Here is a 23,577-nt window from a genome sequence, read left to right on the forward strand (position 1 = left end):
AGCTCCGATCACATTGGCTAAGGGGGCGGCAGCCCTTCCGGCATAGCGGACAAATGTTCGTGACAGGCCAGCCACAGGCCTTCTTGTTGTTCTGCGCCAAGCCCTTGTCGTTTGAAGACAATGGTCTCGCGTTCCTGGCTTTTGAATTGCTCCCCGTTCATGCGCAGCTCGGTGGCCACGTCATGCATGAAAATCGCCACGTCACCCTGCAGGCTGACAAAAGCGTTGCTCGAGGTGCAGGACAGCACCTCGAACCCCTCATCCCGGCGCCAGCTGTCCCACAACGCCTGGTAGGCATCGCGAGTCAGCAGCGGCTGGGGGAGGGGGTAGAACACAAAGCTGGCATCCGCCGTGAACGCGCCGAAGTAGGCGGCGCGGTCATTGCGCGCGAAGGCCGCCACCAGCTCGGCGGCGGCTTGCAGCACTTCGTGGGTGCTCATCAGCGGTGCGCCACGCCCGGCAATACGCAGAGCATTTCGTACAGCAGGTTGGCACCCAGCAACGAGGTGTTGCCGGTTGTGTCGTAGGGCGGCGAAACTTCTACCAGATCACAACCAATCAGGTCGAGGCCCTGGCAGCCACGGATGATCTCGATTGCCTGGATGGTGGTCAGCCCGCCGATTTCCGGGGTGCCGGTGCCCGGTGCCCAGGCCGGGTCGATGCCGTCGATGTCGAAGCTCAGGTACACCGGGCCGCCGCCGACTTTTTCCCGCACTTCAGCCATTAACGGGGCGAGGGAGTGGTGCCAGCATTCTTCGGCCTGGACCACGCGGAAGCCCTGTTTGCGGCTCCAGTTGAAGTCTTCGGCGGTGTAGCCCTGGGCGCGCAGGCCGATTTGCACCACGCGGTCGCAGTCCAGCAGGCCTTCTTCCACAGCGCGGCGGAAGGTGGTGCCGTGGGCGATTTTCTCGCCGAACATGTGGTCGTTCACATCGGCGTGGGCATCGATGTGCACCAGGCCGACCTTGCCGTGTTTCTTGTGGATCGCCCGCAGGATCGGCAGGGTGATGGTGTGGTCGCCACCCAGGGTCATCGGGATCACGTCGTGTTCGAGGATCTCGTCGTAGGCTTCTTCGATGATGCGCACGGCGTCGAGCAGGTTGAAGGTGTTGATCGCCACGTCGCCGATGTCCGCCACCGACAGCGAGTCGAACGGTGCGGCGCCGGTGGCCATGTTGTAGGGGCGGATCATCACGGATTCGGCGCGGATTTCACGCGGCCCGAAGCGGGTGCCGGCGCGCAGCGAGGTGCCGATGTCCAGGGGCACGCCGATGAAGGCGGCGTCCAGGCCCTTGGCCGTTTGCAGGTGGGGGAGTCGCATCATGGTGGCGATGCCGGCAAAGCGCGGCATTTCGTTGCCGCCCAGTGGTTGGTGGAAAATCTTGTCCACGGGAGTGCCTCATCGTTGTTTTGTTTATTAGGGCCTGATTCTGCGAAATACAGGGAAACGAAAGAATCGGCAGGGGCAAATACTTAGTTCAGATTTTTCTAAACTAATGCCTGGGGTAAACTGCGTTTAAGTGTGGGAGGGGGCTTGCCCCCTCCCACAGGATTTTGTGTGTGCCTCTGGAGCCGCCCCATGGCCAACGCCTTGCCCGACCTGAAACTCCTGCGCATCTTCGTCAGCGTCGTGCGTCACCAGGGGTTCGCCAATGCCCAGCACGAACTCAACCTGTCCACCTCGGCCATCAGCACCTACATGAGCCAACTGGAGTCGGCGTTGGGCCTGGTGCTGTGTCATCGCGGCCGCGGCGGGTTCAGCCTGACCAGCAAAGGCGAGCTGTTCCATCAGGAGACGCTGCGCCTGCTGGGTGAACTGGAAGGCTTCGAGCAATACGCCGCCGCGTTGAAAGGCGAGTTGCGCGGCACGCTCAAATTGGGCGTGCTCGACTCCACTGTGAGCGACAAGGCGTTGCCATTCGCCGAAGTCATCGGCGCCTACAGCCTGGAGCACCCGGCGGTGCACCTGCATTTGTCGGTGATGAGTCCCTACGAGCTGCAACTCGGCGTGCAGGACAACCGCCTGGACCTGGCCATCGGCGCCTTCTCCAACCGCATGAGCGGGCTGGTCTACATGCCGCTGTACCGCGAACAGCACTGGCTGTATTGCAGCACCCGGCATCCTTTATTCAATGAACGACGTATCCCGGAACAAGTGATTACCCAGCAACGCATGGTCGGACGCGGCTACTGGAGCCAGGCCGAACTGGCGCGTCATGGCTTCAAGCACAGCGCAGCAACGGTGGAAAGTATGGAGGCGCAGCTGATCCTGGTGCTGTCCGGCGCCTACATCGGCTACCTGCCCGAGCACTATGCCCAGGCCTGGGCCGACAAAGGCGATTTGCGCGTGTTGCTGCCGGCGACTTTCGGCTACCAGGCGCCGTTTTCGATGATCATGCGCCGTGGTCGCAGCCGTGAACCGTTGATCCAGACCTTCCGCGATCTACTCAAAGCCCAGCTCAACCAGGCCTGATAACACCATGTCCAGACCCCAATGTTCCCGCTGCCTACGGCCCGTCACCCATTGCCTGTGCGCGTTGATCCCCAGCCTCGACAGCCGCACCCGCGTGCTGCTGTTGCAGCACCCGAGTGAGGTCAACCATGCGTTGAACACCGCGAGGCTGGCGGCGCTGGGCTTGAACAACGCGCAGTTGGTGGTGGGGGAGGTGTTTGACGATCTGGCGACATTGTTGACCCCACCCGGTTATCAGGCACGGCTGTTGTTTCCGTCGGACGATGCACAGCCCTTGCAGCACTATGCGCCGGACGACCCGCCGCTGTTGCTGGTGGTGCCCGACGGCACCTGGCGCAAGGCGCGCAAATTGTTGCACCTCAACCCATTGCTGGCAGCGCTGCCCCGGGTGACATTGGCGGGCGACGCCGTGTCACGCTATCGACTGCGCAAGGCTCCCGGGCCAGGTGCGTTGTCCACCGTCGAGGCGATTGCGCAGGCCCTGCAGGTATTGGAGGCTCCCACCTCCTTCGAGCCATTGTTGCGGCCGTTCGACGCGTTGATCGAGGGGCAGATCGCGGCGATGGGCGCAGCGGTATTCGAAAAGAACCATGGCTGAATCAATGCGCTACATAGCTACCGGAGCCATCGACGGGTAGTGGATAGGCTGATCATTTCAAGGAGCGTGAAATGATTGAGCCGGTAGCGACACAGCAGCAGGCAGATCCGTTGGCGGCGTTCATGGCGGAGCAGCGAGCGAGGCTGCCCTTGGTCGCAGGCGACGAGTGGGCGACCCTGCAAACCGTGGACGCCTTGCAGGAGAAATTTGCCGCTTTCATGGCCGGGCTGGATGACGATGGCCAGCGCGAATATGTACGCCTGCAACGGGCGTTGATCGAGGCCCAGGCGGAGGTCGAACGAAACGTTCGTCAATTCGTCACACAGTTTGAACTCCAAAGCCTGGAGCGTTTGCGAACGGGCCTCAAAGACCTCACCGGTCAAGAGGTTGACCCCAAAGCCCAGCACATCACCACCACCTATTCGTTCGGCCCTCGTCGACATCGGCGCGACCTGGCAGACCGTACCAATGAGCCCAAGGTCGTCCGGCTTTCGCTGTGGGACGCCGCCTGCATGAACTATGACGGCCTGACGGGTTGGGATTACCCCGGCCATGACGGCGTGGCAATGTCCAGCAGGCTCAGTATCGACCTCAGCCCCGAGGATTTCATCGCGTTGGTGCGCGAGCTCAATCTCGGTGGCCAACTCAGAACCCTGCTCGACGACAACCTGGACAAGGCCAAGCCGTTGGGCCAGGCGATTGTGAGACTGGGGCGGCTGGAGTTTGAGTTCGCCCTGATTGAAGCCCTGAGAGACTCGAACACCACCCGAGTCGACCGGGAAAAATACCGCGCTATCAAGCAAGCGCTGGAGCAGCAGGAGGGGTGGGGGCACTGCGAGGAAATGCAGCTGTTCATCCCCGACGGCAAGGACAACATCGGTTGGGTGCCTCAATTTATCGGCAACACCGGGCAAATACTCAGCAGGCCGCCGGGAGACAGCCTGAACATCCCCCACCTGGTGTTTTCCGTTGATGGTTGCAAAGGCGCGTTCAGTTACTTTCCCCGTCGGCCGGGCGGGGGCGACCTGCGTCATTTCGACAACCACCGGGAAGCCTGCCAGGAATTTTATGTGGCGTTCAGTGCTTTCTACCGGCAGGGCCGGGTGGCGTGGTTATACGCGGTCATGTCACAGCCCGACAGCGCACGCTTGACCAGACTCAGGCAAGGCGCCATCCGTGAAAGCGGGCTTAATCCTTTTGCCGAGGCATTACAGGATCTGTTTCTCGAGGTGTTCGAGCCTCGCCTGGAGGACCGGACCGGCTATACCCGCAAGGTCGTGACCAAAGCCCCCCCCGTCAGTTTGGGCGACCTCCACCTGGCGCGCATTCGCACTAACCTGAAGAGCCTGGCCAACGAGACGCCGGGGGTTCTGACGACCCTTGCCGGCATTGCGCGCACCGTGATCGGTGAGGTGTTGGAGCTATTACTGATGCCGGTACCCGGTCCGCTCAAGGGGTTGGCACGTGTAAGGGCGATCGCGTTGTTCGCGGCGCTGGGTGAAGGGTTGCTCAATGGCCTCTCCAGTGTGCTGGAGGGGCATGCAGGTGAACTGGTGCTGGCCTTTTCCGACCTGGCCGACCTGCTGATCAACGGGCGGCTGCATAGCCGCCTGGCATTCAGTGTACGGCGGCGCCATCACGCCTTGTATCAACGCCTTTCGCAAATGCCCGCCGCCAGCATCAAGGACAGTACGGGGCTGAGTAGCCCCCAGTTGCTTGAGCGCATGTTGCTGCCCTCCCAGGCGCCTGCGCATGAGCTGCAGGCCTTGCTGGAAACCAGCGGCACATCACGCGAACAATTGGAACGTGTCTGGGCAGGCGCACGCCCATCAGCCTCGTTGGTGGAGGCGGTACATCGATTCAACGCCGACCGGCTGATTGACTGGGCCGCCAACTCGGTCGATTCCAACCGGCCAGTGCCCATGGGGGCATTCGAAGTCCTGGGCCCGTTGCTGACCCAGCTGCCGGTGTGGCCGCTGGACACGGCGTTGAGAATCGTCAACACACAGGGCCAGGAGCTACGTCGCTACAGCAGGGATGCGACCCGCCCGACGACGGTTGTGATCACGGTTACCGCCCTGGAGAACCACCAGTTTGGCTACTCTGCACCGCAGCGCATCACCGCGCACCTGTCCCACGCGGTGGTACAACTTTTACCCTCGAGTTTTTCCGCCGGCGAACAGGCGGTCCGTTTGCAACTGGCGGCCCAGGCCCAGGCGTCGCGGTTCGATCTGTTCGAAGCCTTGACCCGGTTTGCCGACACCCATCGCTCGAGCGCTATCCGCGCTTCGGTGTCCGTATGTAAATGGTTGCCTGACAGCCTTGGGCATGACTACCCGGTGCCCGAGGTGATCGAGGCGCTGCGCGTATTGCACCCCGGCGTCAGCCTGCCGAGGTTGCTGGAGGTGCTGGATCAGCATCCGCTGTCGGCCGACCAGCAAACCCGTTTGCTTGAAGTCCGACAACAACCCGAGCCGCTCTACGATGCGCTCAAGGTTGCCGCGCAGATGGCGCGTGCCGAGGCCCTCATTGACCGCATCTACCACCGCCGCAGGTTTGATCCGCAAACCCAGGCCTGGGTCCAGGCGTTTGCCCGCAGTGCCTTGAGGACTATCGGCAAGCAACTGATTGTCCGCCCGTCAACCTACGCTCCCCTGGATCGTGACAAGCATGCCGTGTTGATCCTCGACCATGGTGATGGGGAGTTTTCGCCCTATGATCCGGGCAGCCAGGGCGCCGGCGTGCAGCAGGGTGGCGCGCATGCGTTTTTCCGGGTGCTACTGAGCCAACTCTCCGATCACGATCGCGCCCGGTTCGGCGCCGATATGCCCGCGGCCATCACTGGGTTTCGTCATCAAGTGGCCCAGGCGATGCTGCGCAATCGTGCACCGCAAGGCACGTTCTACCCGGTGCTGCGCGACATCGCGCAGTACGCGAGTGACGTCGACACCCGGCGCATTGCACCCGAGCCCGATGCCTTGGGGTTGTACTCTCTGGAGTCGGACCGCTATTTGTTCATCGATAGCCAATATTTCAAAGTGACCCAGGAGGATCAAACCCGCCCCTGGCGCATCCGCCATCCGGCCCTGGACGACGCGTATGCGCCGCTGCTGAGCCATAACGGCGCGGGCGCGTGGCGGCATGAATGGGAGAACCCGCTGACCTGGAACGGGCATAAACCCTTTTACCGCCTGGGTCCCAGGTTTCGCACATTGACCCCCGATGCCATCGACAAGGTCCAGCAGATCAGCGGCGTGACGCCGGACATACTGCGCAAGGTGCATATGCGCAGCGAACCGCCGCCGGTGCTTTTGGTGGAGACGTTCGAACGCTTGAATATCTTTGAGCGGGTCAAGCAAGGACTGGAGATGGGGTCGGAGTTTATTGTCCAGGTGCTCGATGAAATAACGCCTGACAATGCCGATGCGTTGGTCGGTAAGGCGGGTCTTGCACGTGAAGATCAGGTTGCGGCCCTGGAGAGCAAGGTGCACATGGACAAACTGCAGATGCACGCGCAGTTTTTCGATGTGCTGCGCCGCAAGAACCAGCGGTCCGATGACCCTTTGGTACAGGTGATAGTGCGTCAGTTCCCTGGATTGACCGTGGGGATTGCGCAGGACTGGGTGCAACATGCTTCTGCGTCTGAGTTGGAGCGCCTCCGGGAGGGGCGCGTACCGCACACCTTGGCGCATGAGGCGCGGTGGTGGTCCCGTTGGTTGCGGGTCTGTGGTGCCCTGGAAGGCGTGCACCTGTCGCCGTTGGCGAATGACGACAGTTCTCGGTTGATGCTCCATGAACTGGCTGGTCTCAAGGGCTGGCCGACATCGCTGCGGGTTGAACTCTGGGATGCCCACCGCGTAATCGACAGCGTCGGTCCCGATGATGCTGACCTTCGACGGGTCTTGAAACCGAGCGTCGGACAGTACCTGGCCTACGTCCAACGGGCAGATGGTAGCTTGCAGGCGGTGGGGGCACGCGCGCCGTTCCTGGAGGCCTTGCTCGGCGCATTGCCCCTGGCCGAGCGGCAGGCGATGGGCTACACCCATGCCGGCGCGCTGGAGGAATTGCGCGCGGAAATGGGAGCCCGCCTGGGACAGGATTGGTCGGGAATCCAATCGACACTCAACATGCGGCCAATGCCATCGAGGCTCGCACCACCACGCCTGATCAATGGTCGCAAAGGCTACCCACTCAGTGGTGGAACCGAATTCGGGCCGACAGAGCGTAACCAGATCAAGCGCATGCGCGAGTTGTACCCCTTTAAAACGGATGCCGAGGTGTGGGCGATGCTTGCGGAGGCGCACGACACGGTCAAAGAGCGAGAAGACTTGATCAACTATCAGGTCAAGGAGCGTGATCGGCTGTACAGGGACTTGCAAACATGGCGGGATCAGGCGTCGACAGTCCAGCCGGACCGCGCATCGGCCCGTTCACGAGCCTTGGCGGTTGAGCGGATTCAGCGTTGCTGGGCCAAGGAAGGTTTCACTCAGGGAGTGGCCGAGGAACTCAACCTGGACGATCTGGATTTGGCAAGCTTGCCGACCCTGCGCGCGCACTTTGCTCATGTGACTATGCTGAGCGTGAGAAACAACCGACTGACGACGTTGCCGGAGCGCTTTCTTTTCAGCTTTCCGGCGCTGCGTCTTCTCTATCTCAATGGTAATCGACTCACTCATCTGCCCAATCTGGACCTCCACGCGCGCCTGGCAGTGCTCAATCTGTCGAACAACCACCTGCGGTTCAACTATGTGGACGAGGAACGACTGGCTGAGCTGACGGAACTCAGAAGCCTTGATTTGTCGGGAAACCCACTTGGGCAAGGACGACGCTTGAACGTGTATAGGTTGACGAACCTGCGGGAGCTGAACCTGCGCAATTGCGCGTTGAGCCAATTACCGCGCGGTGCGGTGAGTCTCTCCACGTTGGGCAGCTTTGACCTGCGTGACAATCAAATACAGGACCTGGCCGAGACGGACTTGTTCATTTATCCCGAAGTCCATCAGGGAATGAACTTGAGAGGTAATCCGCTTTCCGCGCAGGCGCGACAGTTGTTACGCCGAGTGGGCGAGCGTCGTGGCCCCCCCGATGTTGATTTCGGATTATGGGAACCGACGGTTCCTTTTGATCAGCGTCCCGACCGCTGGTTGGCGCTGCTCCCTCCTGGAGAAGTACAAGCGCGCCAACTCGATTGGGCGTACTTGCAAAACCAGCCAATGGCGGATTATTTCTTTGAGTTGCTGGCAAGCATTGCCGATTACCCGCAGTTCATTGACCCCCACCACCGTGTGATGAGGGAGATCATTTCACACCGAGTCTGGGGAGTGATTGACGATGCGATGTCCCATGAGGGCGTGGAGCGAATTGCTTACTTACCGTGTTATCGCACCCTTCGCGGAGGGATTGATGGTTGCCTGTTGTGCTTACATCAACTTGAGTTGCAAATAGCTCCGCTACGGATACTCGATGCCGGCGTACAAACTGCCGGGCCAAATCTGTTGCATTACTACCGTGCACGACGTCGTCTTGAATACATAGATCAGTATCTTTCCAGGCACTTTGAGCCCCAGGGCATGGCATTCGCGTGCACACGGGTCCTGAGTTATCGCATCGCCCTGGCATCGAGCCTGAATTTGCCGCAAGTACTCCCTCAGCGTTTTGAGGCGGCTGTGCCGGATGTCCATTCGGTCAATACCGTGCGCACGGCTGTACTGAATAATGAGACGGGAACGAACTGGCCTGAGTTGTTACAGAAGGAGCCTTTCTGGGTGCATTTTATTCAACATAAATATGCCGCAGATCTCGAATTCAGGCTCCGCCGTTTCCAGAAGCTATTGGAGGTTGCTGATCAACAACTGGCGAGTGGCTTGATCAGTGAAGGGCAGTACGTGAATCGTCTCAATGGCGTGCGGGACGCAAGGGCATCAGCCGAAAACAAGCGGATTCGGGACCTTACCCACCAGGAATGGACAGCGTTCGTGATCGGATGATTTCTCGTGCTTATACCCTAAAGCAATAAGCACCACACTTTGCGTGATATGGCCCGCCAGCCTTTCCCGGTATGATGTGCGCCCCGCAGTCTGGATTGCGAATACGCCATGACCTTGCAGTACCCTACAATCGCCGATTGCGTCGGCAACACGCCCCTGGTCCGCTTGCAACGCATGGCGGGTGAAACCAGCAATACCCTGCTGCTCAAGCTCGAAGGGAATAACCCGGCCGGTTCCGTGAAGGACCGCCCGGCGCTGTCGATGATCACCCGCGCCGAGTTGCGCGGGGAGATCAAGCCCGGCGACACGCTGATCGAGGCCACCTCGGGTAACACCGGGATCGCCCTGGCCATGGCCGCCGCGATCAAGGGCTACAAGATGATCCTGATCATGCCCGACAACGGCAGCGCCGAGCGCAAGGCGGCGATGACGGCCTATGGCGCCCAGTTGGTGCTGGTCACCCAGGAAGAAGGCATGGAAGGCGCGCGCGACCTCGCCGAGCGCATGGCCGCCGAAGGCCGTGGCCTGGTGCTGGACCAGTTCGCCAATGGCGACAACCCCGAGGCGCACTACACCAGCACCGGCCCGGAAATCTGGCGCCAGACCCAGGGCACCATCACCCACTTCGTCAGCTCCATGGGCACCACCGGCACCATCATGGGCAACTCGCGCTACCTCAAGGAGCAGAACCCGGCGATCCAGATCGTCGGCCTGCAACCGATGGAAGGTTCGGCCATCCCGGGGATCCGCCGTTGGCCCGAGGAGTATCTGCCGAAGATCTACAACGCCACGCGTGTGGACCGCATCATCGACATGGCCCAGCGCGAGGCCGAAGACACCACCCGCCGCCTGGCGCGTGAAGAAGGCATCTTCTGCGGCGTGTCTTCCGGTGGCGCGGTGGCGGGCATGTTGCGCCTGTCCAAAGAAGTGGAAAACGCGGTGATCGTCGCGATCATCTGTGACCGAGGCGACCGCTACCTGTCGACCGGCATCTTCGACGAACCCAACTGATGGCCAAGCACGAGAGAGGCCTGCGCTTCCAACCGACGGGCGGCAGCCGGGCCCCGCAGATTCCGGTGGGCAAGAAACAACGCCTGACCATCGAGCGCCTGGCCAATGATGGCCGTGGCATCGTGTTCTTCGAGGGCCGCACCTGGTTTGTGAACGGCGCGCTGGCTGGCGAAGAAGTCGAGGCGCGAGTGCTGGGTGCCCACGGCAAAATCGTCGAGGCACGCACCGAGCGCGTCTTCAAGGCCAGCGAACTGCGTCGCCCGGCACCGTGCGCGCACGTTGGTCGTTGTGGCGGTTGCAGCGTGCAGCACCTGCCCCACACCGAACAGCTTGCCCTGAAACAGCGCATGCTCGCCGAGCAACTGTCCCGCGTGGCCGGTGTCGAACCGCAAGAGTGGGCCGCGCCGTTGAGCGGGCCGGAATTCGGCTACCGTCGCCGCGCCCGCGTGGCGGTGCGTTGGGATGCCAAGGCGAAACACCTGGACGTCGGTTTTCGCGCCGTGGCCAGCCAGGACATCGTCGCCATCGATGATTGCCCGGTGCTGGTACAGGCCTTGCAACCGATCATGCAGCGCCTGCCGAACATGCTGCGCCGCCTGAGCAAACCCCAGGCCCTGGGGCATGTGGAATTGTTCAGCGGTACATCCGTTGCGGTGTTGCTGCGGCATATGGCGCCGTTGTCCGAAGCGGACCTGCAGGTGTTGAGAGAATTCTGCACTTTCCATGAGGCTCAATTGTGGCTGCATGGCGAGGGCCAGCCGGAGCCGGTCGACACCGATGCTGTGTTGGGCTTTCAACTGGAACAGTGGAATCTGGAGCTGGCTTACCGGCCAGGAGACTTCGTGCAGGTCAACGCCGGCGTCAACGCGGCGATGGTCGCCCAGGCCCTCGAATGGCTGGCGCCACAACCCGACGAACGGGTGCTGGACCTGTTTTGCGGCCTGGGCAATTTCGCCCTGCCACTGGCGCGCCAGGTGCGTGAAGTGGTGGCGGTGGAAGGTGTGCAGACCATGGTGGACCGGGCGGCCGTGAATGCCGTCAGCAACGATTTGCATAATGCGCAGTTTTTTCAGGCCGATTTGTCCCAGCCTTTGATTGACGCAGAATGGGCCAAACAGGGCTTTTCTGCGGTACTCTTGGACCCACCCCGTGACGGTGCCCTAGAGGTTGTGCGCAAGCTTGCGACCTTGGGCGCCAAGCGTCTGGTGTATGTGTCCTGCAACCCGGCCACGCTGGCGCGGGACACGGTTGAGTTGGTCAAGCAAGGCTACCGGCTAAAACGTGCCGGGATCCTCGACATGTTTCCGCAAACCGCGCATGTCGAGGCCATGGCGTTATTTGAAGCGGGCTAGGATGCCCGTTTAATCCGACTGGCCTGCGTTCTCCAGGGCCTGTGATCTGCCAGGGAGTTCGCAGTAAACGTCGGCGATGATTTTGGCGCATCGAAGGTGCGTCGTAGGGAAGGTAAGCAAGATGGTACAGGTGAGAGCACACCAGCCGATCAACACCGACGGCAGTATCAATCTCGAGGCATGGCTGGACCATGCCATCAGTGTCGACCCGGCACTGGACCGTGAAGCCTTGAAAGCCGCCTGCGAGTTCGCTCGTGAGTCCGAGCAGCAAGACAATGCGGCCAAGAACCTGTGGGCCGAAGGCACTTCCAGCTTTCGCACCGGGTTGGAAATCGCCGAGATCCTCGCCGATCTCAAGCTGGACCAGGATTCGCTGATCGCCGCCGTGCTCTATCGCGGCGTGCGTGAAGGGCATATCCCGTTGCCCACCGTCAGCCAGCGTTTCGGCACCGTGGTGGCCAAGCTGATCGACGGCGTGCTGCGCATGGCCGCGATCAGCGCCAGCCTCAGCCCGCGCCAGTCCATGGTGCTGGGCACCCAGGGCCAGGTCGAGAACCTGCGCAAGATGCTGGTGGCGATGGTCGATGACGTGCGCGTCGCCCTGATCAAGCTGGCCGAGCGTACTTGCGCGATCCGTGCGGTGAAGACCGCCGACGACGAGAAGCGCAACCGCGTCGCCCGCGAGGTCTTCGACATCTATGCGCCGCTGGCGCACCGCCTGGGCATCGGCCATATCAAGTGGGAGCTGGAAGACTTGTCCTTCCGCTACCTCGAACCCGATCAATACAAACAGATTGCCACGTTGCTGCATGAGCGGCGGCTCGACCGCGAGCGCTTTATCGCCGACGTGATGAACCAGCTGCGCTCCGAATTGCAGGCCACCGGCGTCGAAGCCGACATCAGCGGCCGCGCCAAACACATCTATTCCATCTGGCGCAAAATGCAGCGCAAGGGCCTGGCCTTCAGCCAGATCTACGACGTGCGTGCGGTGCGCGTGCTGGTGCCGGAAATGCGCGACTGCTACACCGCGCTGGGCATCGTCCACACCCTGTGGCGGCACATCCCCAAGGAGTTCGACGACTACATCGCCAACCCCAAGGAAAACGGCTATCGCTCGTTGCACACGGCGGTGATCGGCCCCGAGGGCAAGGTGCTGGAAGTGCAGATCCGCACTCACGCCATGCACGAAGAGGCCGAGCTGGGTGTATGTGCGCACTGGCGCTACAAGGGCACCGACGTAAAGGCGGGGTCCAACCAGTACGAAGAGAAAATCTCCTGGCTGCGCCAAGTACTGGAATGGCACGAAGAACTCGGCGACATCGGCGGCCTGGCCGAACAGCTGCGCGTGGATATCGAGCCGGACCGGGTCTATATCTTCACCCCGGACGGCCATGCCATCGACTTGCCCAAGGGCGCCACGCCGCTGGACTTCGCCTACCGCGTGCACACCGAGATCGGCCACAACTGCCGGGGCGCCAAGATCAACGGCCGCATCGTGCCGCTCAACTACAGCCTGCAGACCGGTGAGCAGGTCGAGATCATCACCAGCAAGCACGGCACGCCGAGCCGCGACTGGCTGAACCCGAACCTGGGCTACATCACCACGTCGCGGGCGCGGGCGAAGATCGTCCACTGGTTCAAATTGCAGGCGCGCGACCAGAACGTCGCTGCCGGTAAAACCTTGCTCGAGCGCGAACTGGCGCGCCTGGGCCTACCCCAGGTGGACTTCGACAAGCTGGCCGAAAAGGCCAACATGAAGATTGCCGAAGACATGTTCGCCGCCCTCGGTGCCGGCGATTTGCGCCTGGCCCAACTGGTCAACCTGGCCCAGCAACTGGTCGAGCCGGAACGCGGCAGCGAACAGCTGGAACTGATCCCGCGCAAGGCCACCGGCTACAAGCCCGGCAAGCGTGGCGATATCCAGATCCAGGGCGTGGGCAACCTGATGACCCAAATTGCCGGCTGCTGCCAGCCGCTGCCGGGGGACGCCATCGTCGGCTATATCACCCAGGGCCGCGGCGTGAGTATTCACCGCCAGGATTGCGCCTCGGTGCTGCAGTTGGGTGGGCGCGAGCCGGAGCGGATCATCCAGGTCAGTTGGGGGCCGGTGCCGGTGCTCACCTACCCGGTGGACATCGTCATCCGTGCCTACGACCGTTCCGGTTTGCTGCGTGACGTGTCGCAGGTGCTGCTCAATGAGCGGATCAACGTGCTGGCGGTCAACACGCGCTCGAACAAAGAGGACAATACCGCGTTGATGTCCCTGACCATCGAGATTCCGGGGTTGGACGCACTGGGACGGTTGCTGGGGCGGATTTCCCAGTTGCCGAATATCATCGAGACGCGGCGTAACCGTACCCCATGATGTATTCGCTCGAAGACCTGCTGCACCTGATGAACCGCCTGCGGCACCCGCAATACGGGTGCCCGTGGGACATCAAGCAAACCTACGCCACCATCGTCCCGCACACGTTGGAAGAGGCCTACGAAGTCGCCGACGCCATCGAGCGCGGCGACTTCGATCACCTGCAGGGTGAGCTGGGCGACCTGTTGTTCCAGGTGGTGTATTACAGCCAGTTGGCGCGAGAAGAAGGGCGCTTCGAATTCGCCGGGGTGATCGACAGCATCACGCGCAAGCTGATCCGTCGTCATCCCCACGTGTTCCCCACGGGCGATCTTTATGCACCGCTGGACATCCCACAGCTGAGTGAAGAACAGGTCAAAGAGCGCTGGGAGCAGATCAAGGCTGAGGAGCGTGCGGAAAAGTCCGACGCGCCGGAGCAACTCTCCCTGCTGGATGACGTGCCCACGGCGCTGCCGTCCCTGTCCCGCGCCGCCAAATTGCAGAAGCGCGCCAGCCAGGTTGGCTTCGACTGGCCGTCGGCCCTGCCGGTGGTGGATAACGTGCGCGAAGAGCTCGATGAAGTGCTCGAAGCCATGGCCGACAACGATTCTGCGGCGATCGCCGATGAGGTCGGTGACCTGCTGTTCGCGGCGGTCAACCTGGCCCGTCACCTCAAGGTCGACCCGGAAACCGCGCTGCGTGGCGCCAATGCCAAGTTCGAGCGACGCTTCCGATTTATCGAACAGGCATTGCGCGATACGCACCAATCCATAGAAGATTGCACCCTCGAAACGATGGACGCCCTGTGGGGCGAAGCCAAACGTCAGGAAAAGAATGTGTCCAGCTGCGGTTGAGCAGTTGCCTAAGTGAGTAAGCACCATGAGCCTTTCCCTTCGTGACCAGTTGCTCAAAGCAGGTCTGGTCAACCAAAAGCAGGCCAAGCAGGTCGGCAAAGAGAAACAGAAACAGCAGCGCCTGGTTCATAAAGGCCAGATCGAGGCAGACGACACCCAGGCCCGCCTGGCGGCTGAAGCGCAGGCCGAGAAGGTCAAGCGCGACCAGGAACTGAACCGCCAGCAGCAGGAAAAAGCCGAGGCCAAGGCCCGCACGGCCCAGGTAAAGCAACTGATCGAGACCTCGCGCCTGCCCAAGCTGACCACCGAGGACTATTACAACTTCGTGGACGACAAGAAGGTCAAGCGCCTGTCGGTCAACACGCTGATGCGCAACAAGCTGAGCAACGGCTCCCTGGCGATCGTGCACCACGGCGGCGGTTATGAGGTGATCCCGCGTGAAGCGGCGCTGAAAATCCAGGAGCGCGCACCGGAGCGTATCGTCCAGCTCAATATCCTGACGGAAAGCCAGGTGCCGGATGAGGATGATCCGTACGCCGCCTACCAGATCCCGGATGACCTGATGTGGTAAGGCTGCAGCCTTAATTGTAGTGAGCAGGCTTGTTGGGGCGAGCGGGCTTGCCACAGGGTACTCATCGCCTGTTCTACCTAAAGACCTTGAAAGGGCCGACCCTGAAAACCAAACGCCGCATTCTCCCAGAAAGAATGCGGCGTTTTTAGTGGGGCGGCTTCGCCACCCAGTGCGGGGCAAGCCCGCTCACTACAAGGTATCTTCAGGAGCTTTCTGACTGGCGTCTCATCTCAAGGGCTTCGAGCTCGTTTTTATAATTATGAGCGTCGCTCTCGTTGTGAAACATGCCGACCAACAGGTCTTGCTGGTGTACATCCCAGATGTGAATCCCATGGCCCAGGGCTTCGTGGGACATATGTTCGTCGTCGCGTTCAGTTACTTTTACAGTCATCTGCTTGCTCCAATCTCTGGTGGATCTGCGGCAAGTCGTCGCAGGCCTTTGTTATATGATTTGTTAGCTTGCTAAGTAAACCGACTTTTCGCGCAACAATTCATTGCGGTAAATGCAACAGTGCTGCAGCCCGCGAAAACCGCGACATTGCGCCGCAGGGCCCTGAGTTTTATGACAAAAGTTTCATGTTCGTGTCGGGCGAAACCCAATCGACAGGCGAAAAAAAGCCCCGCATTCGCGAGGCTCTCTGTTCCAGCTACCGATCAGCTACCTTTGACAGCCTTACCGTCAACGGTGCCGTCCTGCAGCATGATGTTGTATTCCTTGCCGTCGGTTTCTACCTGGCGCAGGGCAACCAGAATGCCGCCCTGGTCCTTGGCAAACCACATCTGGGTGATGCGCTTGCTCTGCGTCGGGTCACGCACGCGCTCGACCTTGATCGCGTCGATGGAGCCGACCTTGGTCTGGACCTTTTCCGGGCCGATCACGCGGAAGTCGTAGGTGTCGACGTCGGTGCCTTCGACCACGTTGTAGCTCATGCTCTTCTTGCCGGCAGCCACGTCGCGCTGCAGGGCCAACTGGTAGGTCGACTTGTCGAGCATGCCGCTTTGCAGGGGCACGTTGACCGGGTCTTTGTTTTCAAACCCGGTGACTTTCTTGGCGGTCTGGTCGAAGTCCAGATTGATCTTCTTCGCCTTGCCCAGGCCACCGCGTTCGAAGGTGTAGCTCTTCGGTTGCAGGGTGTCCTTGTCAAACAGGATCACGCTGGTTTCGGTGAGGCTGGCGATCATCATGGAAGCCTTGAAATTCAAGGTCCAGGAGCCGTCGCCGTTCTTGGCCAGGCTGCGTTCGGCCGAACCACTCATGGGCAACTGTTTCCAGTCGGCGGTGTAGCTGACGGAGAAGGGGTGAAGGTCTGCTGCTTGCACGGCTGGCAAGGCGAACAGCGCAAAAGCGAAGAGCAAGGCGCGACGCATAAAATCTCCTAGGTTCGAATCAAGTGGCCGCTGGCCGCGAGTAACTGACCGTCCAATAATGCACCCTGGTCACCAAGAATCAACCGCCCCTCGGCAAACCAGCGAACGGCCAGCGGGTAAATCCTGTGTTCCTGGGTGTGAACCCGTTGCGCAAGCGTCTGCGCCGAGTCGTCAGACTCTACCGGAACCACTGCCTGTACGACCAGAGGCCCGCCATCGAGTTCCTCGGTGACAAAGTGCACGCTGCAGCCATGCTCGCGGTCGCCGGCCTCGAGCGCACGCTGGTGCGTGTGCATGCCTTTGTACTTGGGCAGCAGGGAAGGGTGGATATTCAACAGGCGCCCGGCGTAATGCCGCACGAAGTCAGCGCTGAGGATGCGCATGAAGCCGGCGAGTACCACGAGCTTGGGGTTGAAGGCGTCGATCAGTTCGATCAAGGCGCGGTCGAAGGCCTCACGGCCCTCGAACGCCTTGTGATCCAGGGAGCGGGTGTCGATACCCGCGTCCCTGGCGCGTTGCAGGCCGTAGGCGTCGCTGCGGTTGGAGATCACCGCAGCAATGCGCACCGGGTTGTCGCCGGTGCGCGTGCTGTCGATCAGGGCCTGCAAGTTACTGCCGGTGCCGGAGAGCAGCACCACGACATCACAGGTCTGAGACATTAATGAGCCTTGAGGTTCTTCAGCTCAACCTGAGCCGCGCCTTCGGCAGCGGTGGCGATCTGGCCGATGACCCAAGGCTGCTCGCCGGCTTCGCGCAGTACGTTCAGCGCGGTTTCAACGTGCTCCTGAGCCACGCAGATGACCATGCCGACGCCGCAGTTCAACACGCGGTGCATTTCGGTTTCGTCGACGTTGCCTTTCTCTTGCAACCAGTCGAATACCGCAGGACGCTGCCAGCTGGCGACGTCAACGATGGCCTGGGCGCCTTTTGGCAGAACGCGCGGGATATTGTCCAGCAGGCCGCCGCCAGTGATGTGGGCCATGGCCTTGACTGCGCCGGTGTCCTTGATCAGCTTGAGCAGTGGCTTGACGTAGATGCGGGTCGGGGCCATCAGCAAATCAGTCAGCGGCTTGCCGTCGAGCTGGGTGTTCTCGATCTCGGCACCGGACACTTCGATGATCTTGCGGATCAGCGAGTAACCGTTGGAGTGCGGGCCGGAGGACGGCAGGGCCAGCAGGGCGTCACCGGCAGCAACTTTGGAGCCGTCGATGATCTCGGCTTTTTCCACGACGCCGACGCAGAAGCCGGCCAGGTCGTAGTCTTCGCCTTCGTACATGCCTGGCATTTCAGCGGTTTCACCGCCGACCAGGGAGCAACCCGACAGTTCGCAACCGGCACCGATACCGGTGACCACTTGTGCCGCGGTGTCCACGTTCAGCTTGCCGGTGGCGTAGTAGTCGAGGAAGAACAACGGCTCGGCGCCGCACACCACCAGGTCGTTGACGCACATGGCAACCAGGTCGATGCCGATGGTGTCGTGTTTGTTCAGGTTCAGTGCCAGGCGCAGCTTGGTGCCCACGCCGTCGGTGCCGGATACCAGGACAGGCTGCTTGTAGCCGGCCGGGATTTCGCAGAGGGCGCCAAAACCGCCCAGGCCGCCCATGACTTCGGGGCGCGCAGTGCGCTTGGCGACGCTCTTGATGCGTTCGACCAATGCTTCACCGGCGTCGATGTCTACACCGGCGTCCTTGTAGCTCAGGGAGGGTTGCTTGCTCATGATCCAGGCCTTTAGGGGGGATTCAGGGGTAACGACCGAGCGGGCAGGCGCTTTTGGTAAAAGGCCCAGCCGGTGACGGTCTGCGAAGGCGCGCGATTTTATCAGGCTTGAGGGGCAGCGGCCATCCTCGGGCCGACGGGCAGGGCCATATAGGTAAAAAAAGCCGGTTAAAAAATGCTGATGGCCCCTGCTATGGCGCGTATTAAGGTATAGCCTTTAAACCGCTATCGTTATGACAGTACAAAAACTGCCAGGACCCTGTGAATGTTTTACCGGTCGCTGTGGTCACAGCCTTGCCAAGCCGAGTTCGCGCGGTCTGTTCCAGCCGCTAAATTTGTCGTTCGGGAATCTTTCATGCGTTTGTTCAAGTTCTTCTTTGTAGGCTGTTTGTCGTTGGTCAGCCTGGCGAGTCATGCCGAAACCCTCAATGGCCTTTATCAAGTACTCGAGCCCGTCAGCAGTCAGTCGCCGCAAGAGCGCGACCAGGCGACCCAGCGCGCCGTGCAGACCCTGGTGATCCGCTTGACCGGCGACGCCAAGGCCGCCGATGGCCCGGGCCTGGCGGCCGTTCGCAAGGACCCGCAACAAATCATCAGCCAGTACGGCTACGACGCTGGCCCGCCGGAAAGCCTGCAAGTGGATTTCGACCCGGTGAGCACCGATCGCGTGCTGCGGGAAGCGGGCCTGTCGATCTGGGGCAGCAATCGGCCGTCGATCCTTGGCTGGTGGCTGAACGACTCCACCGAAGGCAGCAGCCTGGTGGGCGATGGCCAGACCGTTGCCCAGGCGCTGCGCCGTGCCGCGCAACACAGAGGCCTGCCGTTGCGCCTGCCGCTGGGTGACCTGGATGAACAGGTGGTCGCCACCGCACCGAATCTGGAAAGTGCCGACGCCACACCGCTGCGCGCTGCCTCCGAGCGTTACGGCGCCGACGCCTTGCTGGCGGTGCATGCGCGTCAGGAAGGCAGCCAGTGGCAGGCCAAATGGCGTCTGTGGCTGGGCGACAAAAGTGAGCAAGGCACGGCGCAAGGGCCCGACACCGGCGCCGTGGCCGATGCGGTGATGCTGGCGGTCAGCCAGAAGCTGGCGCCGCGCTTTGCGGTCAAGCCCGGCGTGAGCACCGAACAATTGCTGGAAGTGCAGGGCATGACCCTTGAGCGTTATGCCGCGCTGGGTCATCTGCTGGAGCCTTTCGGCGGTCAGCCGCAGTTAGTGGATGGCAATCGCATCGTGTACCGCGTCAATGGCAGTGCCGATCAGTTGCGTACTCAGTTGAGCCTGGCCAGGTTGCAGGAAATTCCTGCGGGTGAAGCACCGGTCCAGCAACCCGTGGCGGAGGGTGCGCAGCCTGCTGTTGCACCAGAACCTCAGGCGCAACTGCGTTTTCGTTGGTAGCAGTTTTCTTCTTTATATATATGGAGTGGTTTATGGCGGATACGCGTCGTTGGGTGTGGCTTGGCGGGTTTGTCCTGCTGTGCGTTTTTGTGTTCCTGCTGCATTCGATCCTGACGCCGTTCCTGGTCGCGTTGCTGCTGGCTTACCTGTTCGATCCGGTGGTGGATCGTCTGGAGAAGGCCGGGTTGTCGCGGACCTGGGGCGTGGTGGCGGTGTTCGCCCTGTTTACCTTGATCATCACGGCGTTGGTGCTGGTGTTGGTGCCGATGCTGGCCAAGCAGTTGTTCCGCTTGTATGAGCTGGCGCCGCAGATGCTCGATTGGCTGCAGCACACGGCGATGCCATGGGCCCAGGCCAAGCTGGGGCTGGCGGATGGCTTCTGGAAGTTCGACAAGGTCAAGTCGGCCATCAGCGAACATATGGGCCAGACCACTGACATCGTCGGGGTCATCCTCAGCCAGGCGACTGCGTCCAGCCTGGCGCTGATCGGCTGGCTGACCAACCTGGTGCTGATCCCGGTGGTGGCGTTCTACTTGCTGCGCGACTGGGACATCATGATGGCCAAGATCCGCAGCCTGCTGCCGCGCAACCGTGAGGAACGCATTGTTTCACTGGCTGAGGAATGCCATGAGGTGCTCGGCGCCTTCGTGCGCGGGCAGTTGCTGGTGATGCTGGCCCTGGGGATCATCTACGCGGCCGGCTTGATGGCTATCGGCCTGGAACTGGGCCTGTTGATCGGCCTGATCGCCGGCCTGGCCGCAATCGTGCCTTATATGGGGTTTGTGATTGGGATCGGCGCGGCGCTGGTCGCGGGCTTGTTCCAGTTTGGCGGGGACTTGTACCCGATGCTGGGGATCGTGGCCGTCTTCATGGTCGGCCAGGCGTTGGAAGGCATGGTGCTCACGCCGTTGTTGGTCGGGGATCGGATTGGCCTGCATCCGGTGGCGGTGATCTTTGCGATCCTGGCGGGCGGTGAGCTGTTTGGCTTCACTGGCATCCTGCTGGCGTTGCCGGTGGCGGCGGTGATCATGGTGCTGGTGCGCCATGTGCACGATCTGTACAAGGATTCGGATGCGTATACGGGGGTTGAAGATCCCGACTTGTAACCCTTTCTTCACAAACCCGGCCAACGCCGGGTTTGTCTTTTCTGGGAGCGGTCCGTCAAACAATCTGCACAAATCCAACAAGTTAACGCAAACCTTTGATTTTGCTTGGGGTCTGTTGCATTGTGCGCCCGGCGTCACGGGTATAAACTTTGCAAACTTTACACAGAGGCCACTAACGGTTCGTTTGGAGCCGTTCAGTCAGCATGAAACCGATTCAGCTGCCCTTGGGTGTGCGTCTGCGTGACGACGCCACCTTCATCAACTACTACCCAGGCGCCAATGCCGCTGCACTCGGCTATGTCGAGCGGCTCTGCGAAGCCGACGCCGGGTGGACCGAAAGCCTGATCTACCTGTGGGGCAAGCACGGCGTAGGGCGTACCCACCTGTTGCAGGCCGCGTGCCTGCGGTTCGAGCAGATGGGCGAACCGGCGGTGTACCTGCCGTTGGCCGAGTTGATGGACCGCGGTATCGGCATCTTCGACCATCTTGAGCAATACGAACTGGTGTGCCTGGACGATCTGCAAGCGATCGCCGGCAAAGCGGAATGGGAAGAAGCGCTGTTTCACCTGTTCAACCGCTTGCGTGACAGCGGTCGGCGCCTGTTGATTGCCGCGTCGACTTCGCCCCGCGAGTTGCCGATCAAGCTGGCCGACCTCAAGTCGCGCATGACCCTGGCGCTGATCTTCCAGATGCGCCCGCTGTCCGACGAAGACAAATTGCGTGCCCTGCAACTGCGCGCATCCCGTCGCGGCCTGCACCTCACCGACGAGGTCGGGCACTTTATCCTTACTCGAGGCACCCGCAGCATGAGCGCATTGTTCGATCTGCTCGAACAGCTCGATCAGGCCTCCTTGCAGGCCCAGCGCAAGCTGACCATCCCCTTCCTCAAAGAAACCCTCGGCTGGTAGCTAGCCCGCTGTTTTCGCGGCTTTCGGCAAATTACAGGCGCCAGAAAACCTGCGTTTGAGCCGGTTTGGCCACGCAAAAGGCAGGTACAGGGTGTTAAGGGCTTAGATGTCATAGTCCAAACAAGAAGTCACATAGACCACGATTGAATTTGCAAATCGATGTGATAGAAGGCATAGTCTCGACTTCTTTACATATCAGCCACGGTCGTGCCCATGCTAAATCGCTTCGCACCCCTCGTGCCCCTCGCACTCGTTACCCTGTTGTTTGGTTGCGCCTCCCACCCACAGCAGGTGGCAGATCAGCAAAAACCACAGGTTCAAAATCAGGCAAAATTCGTTGCTGCTCAATCTGCCTCTGTTTATGAGGAAGAAGTTGCAACGGAAAAGGAACTGGCCGACTTCGCCGGCAACAAGCCTTACCAGCTTCCAGTCCTGGCCGACAGCATCCTCGAACGCGGCATGTCCCTGATCGGTACCCGTTACCGTTTCGGTGGTACCTCTGAAGCCGGTTTCGACTGCAGCGGTTTCATCGGCTATCTGTTTCGCGAAGAAGCCGGCATGAACCTGCCGCGCTCCACCCGTGAAATGATCAACGTGAATGCACCGTTGGTCGCACGCAACAACCTCAAGCCCGGTGATCTGCTTTTCTTCAGTACGGCAGGCCGTGGTCGTGTCAGCCACGCCGGTATCTACTTGGGCGATAACCAGTTTATCCACTCCAGCAGCCGCCGCAGTGGTGGTGTCCGGGTCGATAACCTGGGTGACAGCTACTGGAGCAAAACCTTCATCGAAGCCAAGCGTGCACTCGCCATGGCCCCGACGACGGTTACCGCTAGCAAGTAAACTTAAAGTGATACTTGAAGTTTGACGTGTAAGCGCTAGAATCCCTGGATATTGTTGTAATCCGTTCGCGCGAGCTTTGCTTGCGCGTTCTGGTTTTCAGCGTTCGGCAGCGAAAGCCGCATCCAGACCAGGATTGTTCTGCACATGTCGACCTCGGCCCGCCTTATTCTCATTGTCTGCGCCGCGCTCCTCAGCGCCTGCGCAAGCCGCACACCGCCGCCCGCTCCCGTAGCGGTGAAGCCCAAGCCGGTGTTCAACTATTCCACCCAGAATTTCTCGCCTGCGGCCGAAGACGTACTCTTCCGGGCGCTGGGCCTGGTCGGCACGCCTTATCGTTGGGGTGGCAATACGCCGGACTCCGGGTTTGATTGCAGTGGCCTGATCGGGTTTGTCTTCCGCGATGCCGCCGGGATTTCCCTGCCGCGTACCACCCGCGAGCTGATCGTAATGCGCGCGCAGGACGTCAGCGAGCAGAACCTGCAGACCGGTGACCTGCTGTTCTTCGCCACCGGTGGCGGTTCCCAGGTCAGCCACGCCGGGATCTACGTGGGTGAAGGGCGCTTTGTCCATGCGCCACAAACCGGCGGTACGGTGAAGCTGGATACACTGTCCAAGGCCTATTGGCAGAATGCCTACCTGAGTGCCAAGCGCGTGTTGCCGGGCAACCTGGCACGTAATCCTTAGCGCCAGACACGAATCAAAATGTGGGAGGGGGCTTGCCCCCTCCCACAATTGTTTTGTGTCGACTTCAAGTTGCTTTAATTGACGCTCCACCCCCAACCTACTACCCTTCGCCGCTTGTTCCAGGTGCTCTGTGACCCACGGGTCGACGGAGTGAAACAGGGAAGCCGGTGAGTGAGCGCACTTCTACACAGTGCCGCCGCGATTCCGGCGCTGCCCCCGCAACGGTAAATGAGTCAAGACGCTGCTTTTTGCCACTGTATCGCCTGCGATATGGGAAGGCGCAGCGTTGGCCTGCCTTCAACCCGCACACCACTCATGAGCCCGGAGACCGGCCTGCAACATCCAACAGCATCACGGTGGGCGATG

The 23,577-nt window shown here is 61.0% G+C and carries 19 protein-coding genes and 1 riboswitch; of the genes, 13 read left to right on the top strand and 6 right to left on the bottom strand.

Annotated elements, in window-relative coordinates:
• Nucleotides 1-17 precede the first annotated feature (17 nt).
• Both NL123_RS08420 and speB read right to left on the bottom strand, forming a co-directional pair.
• Nucleotides 18-440: a YybH family protein gene (locus NL123_RS08420; RefSeq protein WP_494357571.1), complete on the bottom strand. Its 423-nt coding sequence runs from the start codon at nt 438-440 to the stop codon at nt 18-20.
• Complete coding sequence (gene speB / locus NL123_RS08425) at nt 440-1,390, bottom strand: agmatinase (RefSeq protein ID WP_033900672.1); 951 nt, start codon at nt 1,388-1,390, stop codon at nt 440-442. Before speB ends, NL123_RS08420 begins: the two co-directional genes overlap by 1 nt.
• A gap of 189 nt (nt 1,391-1,579) precedes the next feature.
• Here speB and NL123_RS08430 point away from each other — a divergent pair, with 189 nt between their 5' ends.
• The 8 genes from NL123_RS08430 (at nt 1,580) to NL123_RS08465 (ending at nt 15,190) form a co-directional block, all read left to right on the top strand.
• On the top strand, nt 1,580-2,473 hold the full coding sequence (locus tag NL123_RS08430) for a LysR family transcriptional regulator (RefSeq protein WP_024076785.1): 894 nt from the start codon (nt 1,580-1,582) through the stop codon (nt 2,471-2,473).
• Nucleotides 2,474-2,480: 7 nt separating this feature from the next.
• Nucleotides 2,481-3,071 carry a tRNA-uridine aminocarboxypropyltransferase gene (locus tag NL123_RS08435; RefSeq protein ID WP_494357572.1) on the top strand — a complete coding sequence of 197 codons (591 nt, stop codon included), beginning with the start codon at nt 2,481-2,483 and terminating at the stop codon, nt 3,069-3,071.
• A 71-nt stretch (nt 3,072-3,142) separates the two neighbouring features.
• Nucleotides 3,143-9,058, top strand: coding sequence for an NEL-type E3 ubiquitin ligase domain-containing protein (locus tag NL123_RS08440; RefSeq protein ID WP_494357573.1), 5,916 nt, complete (start codon nt 3,143-3,145; stop codon nt 9,056-9,058).
• A gap of 108 nt (nt 9,059-9,166) precedes the next feature.
• On the top strand, nt 9,167-10,069 hold the full coding sequence (gene cysM, locus NL123_RS08445; RefSeq protein WP_494357574.1) for a cysteine synthase CysM: 903 nt from the start codon (nt 9,167-9,169) through the stop codon (nt 10,067-10,069).
• Nucleotides 10,069-11,421: a 23S rRNA (uracil(1939)-C(5))-methyltransferase RlmD gene (rlmD, locus tag NL123_RS08450; RefSeq protein ID WP_494357575.1), complete on the top strand. Its 1,353-nt coding sequence runs from the start codon at nt 10,069-10,071 to the stop codon at nt 11,419-11,421. Before cysM ends, rlmD begins: the two co-directional genes overlap by 1 nt.
• 121 nt (nt 11,422-11,542) lie before the next feature.
• Nucleotides 11,543-13,786, top strand: a complete 2,244-nt coding sequence (gene relA, locus NL123_RS08455; RefSeq protein ID WP_248483478.1) for a GTP diphosphokinase — start codon at nt 11,543-11,545, stop codon at nt 13,784-13,786.
• A complete protein-coding gene (gene mazG / locus NL123_RS08460) occupies nt 13,786-14,619 on the top strand; it encodes a nucleoside triphosphate pyrophosphohydrolase (protein ID WP_071493797.1) in 834 nt (277 codons plus the stop codon). The genes relA and mazG overlap by 1 nt, the downstream gene beginning before the upstream one ends.
• Nucleotides 14,620-14,644: 25 nt before the next feature.
• Nucleotides 14,645-15,190: a DUF2058 domain-containing protein gene (locus NL123_RS08465; RefSeq protein WP_010208656.1), complete on the top strand. Its 546-nt coding sequence runs from the start codon at nt 14,645-14,647 to the stop codon at nt 15,188-15,190.
• A gap of 202 nt (nt 15,191-15,392) precedes the next feature.
• On the opposite strand, the gene NL123_RS08470 is transcribed toward NL123_RS08465, so the two are convergent.
• The 4 genes from NL123_RS08470 to purM all read right to left on the bottom strand — a co-directional run bounded on the left by NL123_RS08470 (nt 15,393) and on the right by purM (nt 18,275).
• The gene (locus tag NL123_RS08470; protein ID WP_248483476.1) at nt 15,393-15,581 is read right to left on the bottom strand and encodes a hypothetical protein; all 189 of its coding nucleotides are present in this window, start codon (nt 15,579-15,581) and stop codon (nt 15,393-15,395) included.
• 263 nt (nt 15,582-15,844) lie between these two features.
• The gene (locus tag NL123_RS08475; protein ID WP_058424959.1) at nt 15,845-16,558 is read right to left on the bottom strand and encodes a DUF3108 domain-containing protein; all 714 of its coding nucleotides are present in this window, start codon (nt 16,556-16,558) and stop codon (nt 15,845-15,847) included.
• Between the two features lie 8 nt (nt 16,559-16,566).
• The gene (purN, locus tag NL123_RS08480) at nt 16,567-17,217 is read right to left on the bottom strand and encodes a phosphoribosylglycinamide formyltransferase (RefSeq protein WP_248483474.1); all 651 of its coding nucleotides are present in this window, start codon (nt 17,215-17,217) and stop codon (nt 16,567-16,569) included.
• Entirely contained in the window at nt 17,217-18,275 is a 1,059-nt protein-coding gene (gene purM, locus NL123_RS08485) for a phosphoribosylformylglycinamidine cyclo-ligase (protein ID WP_016976515.1), read from the bottom strand. The genes purN and purM overlap by 1 nt, the downstream gene beginning before the upstream one ends.
• Before the next feature lie 354 nt (nt 18,276-18,629).
• Between purM and NL123_RS08490 the strand changes: the two genes are divergently transcribed.
• From NL123_RS08490 to NL123_RS08510, 5 genes are all read left to right on the top strand, one after another.
• Entirely contained in the window at nt 18,630-19,670 is a 1,041-nt protein-coding gene (locus NL123_RS08490; RefSeq protein WP_494357576.1) for a DUF2066 domain-containing protein, read from the top strand.
• 32 nt (nt 19,671-19,702) lie between these two features.
• Entirely contained in the window at nt 19,703-20,776 is a 1,074-nt protein-coding gene (locus NL123_RS08495) for an AI-2E family transporter (protein WP_071493793.1), read from the top strand.
• A 203-nt stretch (nt 20,777-20,979) separates the two neighbouring features.
• A complete protein-coding gene (gene hda / locus NL123_RS08500) occupies nt 20,980-21,684 on the top strand; it encodes a DnaA regulatory inactivator Hda (RefSeq protein ID WP_010208669.1) in 705 nt (234 codons plus the stop codon).
• Between the two features lie 213 nt (nt 21,685-21,897).
• A complete protein-coding gene (locus NL123_RS08505; protein WP_058424953.1) occupies nt 21,898-22,527 on the top strand; it encodes a C40 family peptidase in 630 nt (209 codons plus the stop codon).
• 144 nt (nt 22,528-22,671) lie between these two features.
• Complete coding sequence (locus tag NL123_RS08510) at nt 22,672-23,211, top strand: C40 family peptidase (RefSeq protein ID WP_071491318.1); 540 nt, start codon at nt 22,672-22,674, stop codon at nt 23,209-23,211.
• Between the two features lie 104 nt (nt 23,212-23,315).
• A riboswitch (cobalamin riboswitch) is annotated at nt 23,316-23,562 on the top strand.
• Nucleotides 23,563-23,577: the final 15 nt, after the last annotated feature.

The organism is Pseudomonas sp. FBCC-B1565, from assembly GCF_059133265.1.

What these genes read in the sequence shown, in the direction of transcription:
- NL123_RS08505 (WP_058424953.1), top strand. Translation starts at nt 21,898, where the DNA reads ATGCTAAATCGCTTCGCACCCCTCGTGCCCCTCGCACTCGTTACCCTG.
- NL123_RS08490 (WP_494357576.1), top strand. Translation starts at nt 18,630, where the DNA reads ATGCGTTTGTTCAAGTTCTTCTTTGTAGGCTGTTTGTCGTTGGTCAGC.
- NL123_RS08465 (WP_010208656.1), top strand. Translation starts at nt 14,645, where the DNA reads ATGAGCCTTTCCCTTCGTGACCAGTTGCTCAAAGCAGGTCTGGTCAAC.
- NL123_RS08440 (WP_494357573.1), top strand. Translation starts at nt 3,143, where the DNA reads ATGATTGAGCCGGTAGCGACACAGCAGCAGGCAGATCCGTTGGCGGCG.
- purN (WP_248483474.1), bottom strand. Translation starts at nt 17,217, where the DNA reads ATGTCTCAGACCTGTGATGTCGTGGTGCTGCTCTCCGGCACCGGCAGT.
- mazG (WP_071493797.1), top strand. Translation starts at nt 13,786, where the DNA reads ATGTATTCGCTCGAAGACCTGCTGCACCTGATGAACCGCCTGCGGCAC.
- NL123_RS08495 (WP_071493793.1), top strand. Translation starts at nt 19,703, where the DNA reads ATGGCGGATACGCGTCGTTGGGTGTGGCTTGGCGGGTTTGTCCTGCTG.
- NL123_RS08430 (WP_024076785.1), top strand. Translation starts at nt 1,580, where the DNA reads ATGGCCAACGCCTTGCCCGACCTGAAACTCCTGCGCATCTTCGTCAGC.
- hda (WP_010208669.1), top strand. Translation starts at nt 20,980, where the DNA reads ATGAAACCGATTCAGCTGCCCTTGGGTGTGCGTCTGCGTGACGACGCC.
- NL123_RS08420 (WP_494357571.1), bottom strand. Translation starts at nt 440, where the DNA reads ATGAGCACCCACGAAGTGCTGCAAGCCGCCGCCGAGCTGGTGGCGGCC.
- NL123_RS08470 (WP_248483476.1), bottom strand. Translation starts at nt 15,581, where the DNA reads ATGACTGTAAAAGTAACTGAACGCGACGACGAACATATGTCCCACGAA.
- rlmD (WP_494357575.1), top strand. Translation starts at nt 10,069, where the DNA reads ATGGCCAAGCACGAGAGAGGCCTGCGCTTCCAACCGACGGGCGGCAGC.
- NL123_RS08510 (WP_071491318.1), top strand. Translation starts at nt 22,672, where the DNA reads ATGTCGACCTCGGCCCGCCTTATTCTCATTGTCTGCGCCGCGCTCCTC.
- NL123_RS08475 (WP_058424959.1), bottom strand. Translation starts at nt 16,558, where the DNA reads ATGCGTCGCGCCTTGCTCTTCGCTTTTGCGCTGTTCGCCTTGCCAGCC.
- NL123_RS08435 (WP_494357572.1), top strand. Translation starts at nt 2,481, where the DNA reads ATGTCCAGACCCCAATGTTCCCGCTGCCTACGGCCCGTCACCCATTGC.
- purM (WP_016976515.1), bottom strand. Translation starts at nt 18,275, where the DNA reads ATGAGCAAGCAACCCTCCCTGAGCTACAAGGACGCCGGTGTAGACATC.
- relA (WP_248483478.1), top strand. Translation starts at nt 11,543, where the DNA reads ATGGTACAGGTGAGAGCACACCAGCCGATCAACACCGACGGCAGTATC.
- cysM (WP_494357574.1), top strand. Translation starts at nt 9,167, where the DNA reads ATGACCTTGCAGTACCCTACAATCGCCGATTGCGTCGGCAACACGCCC.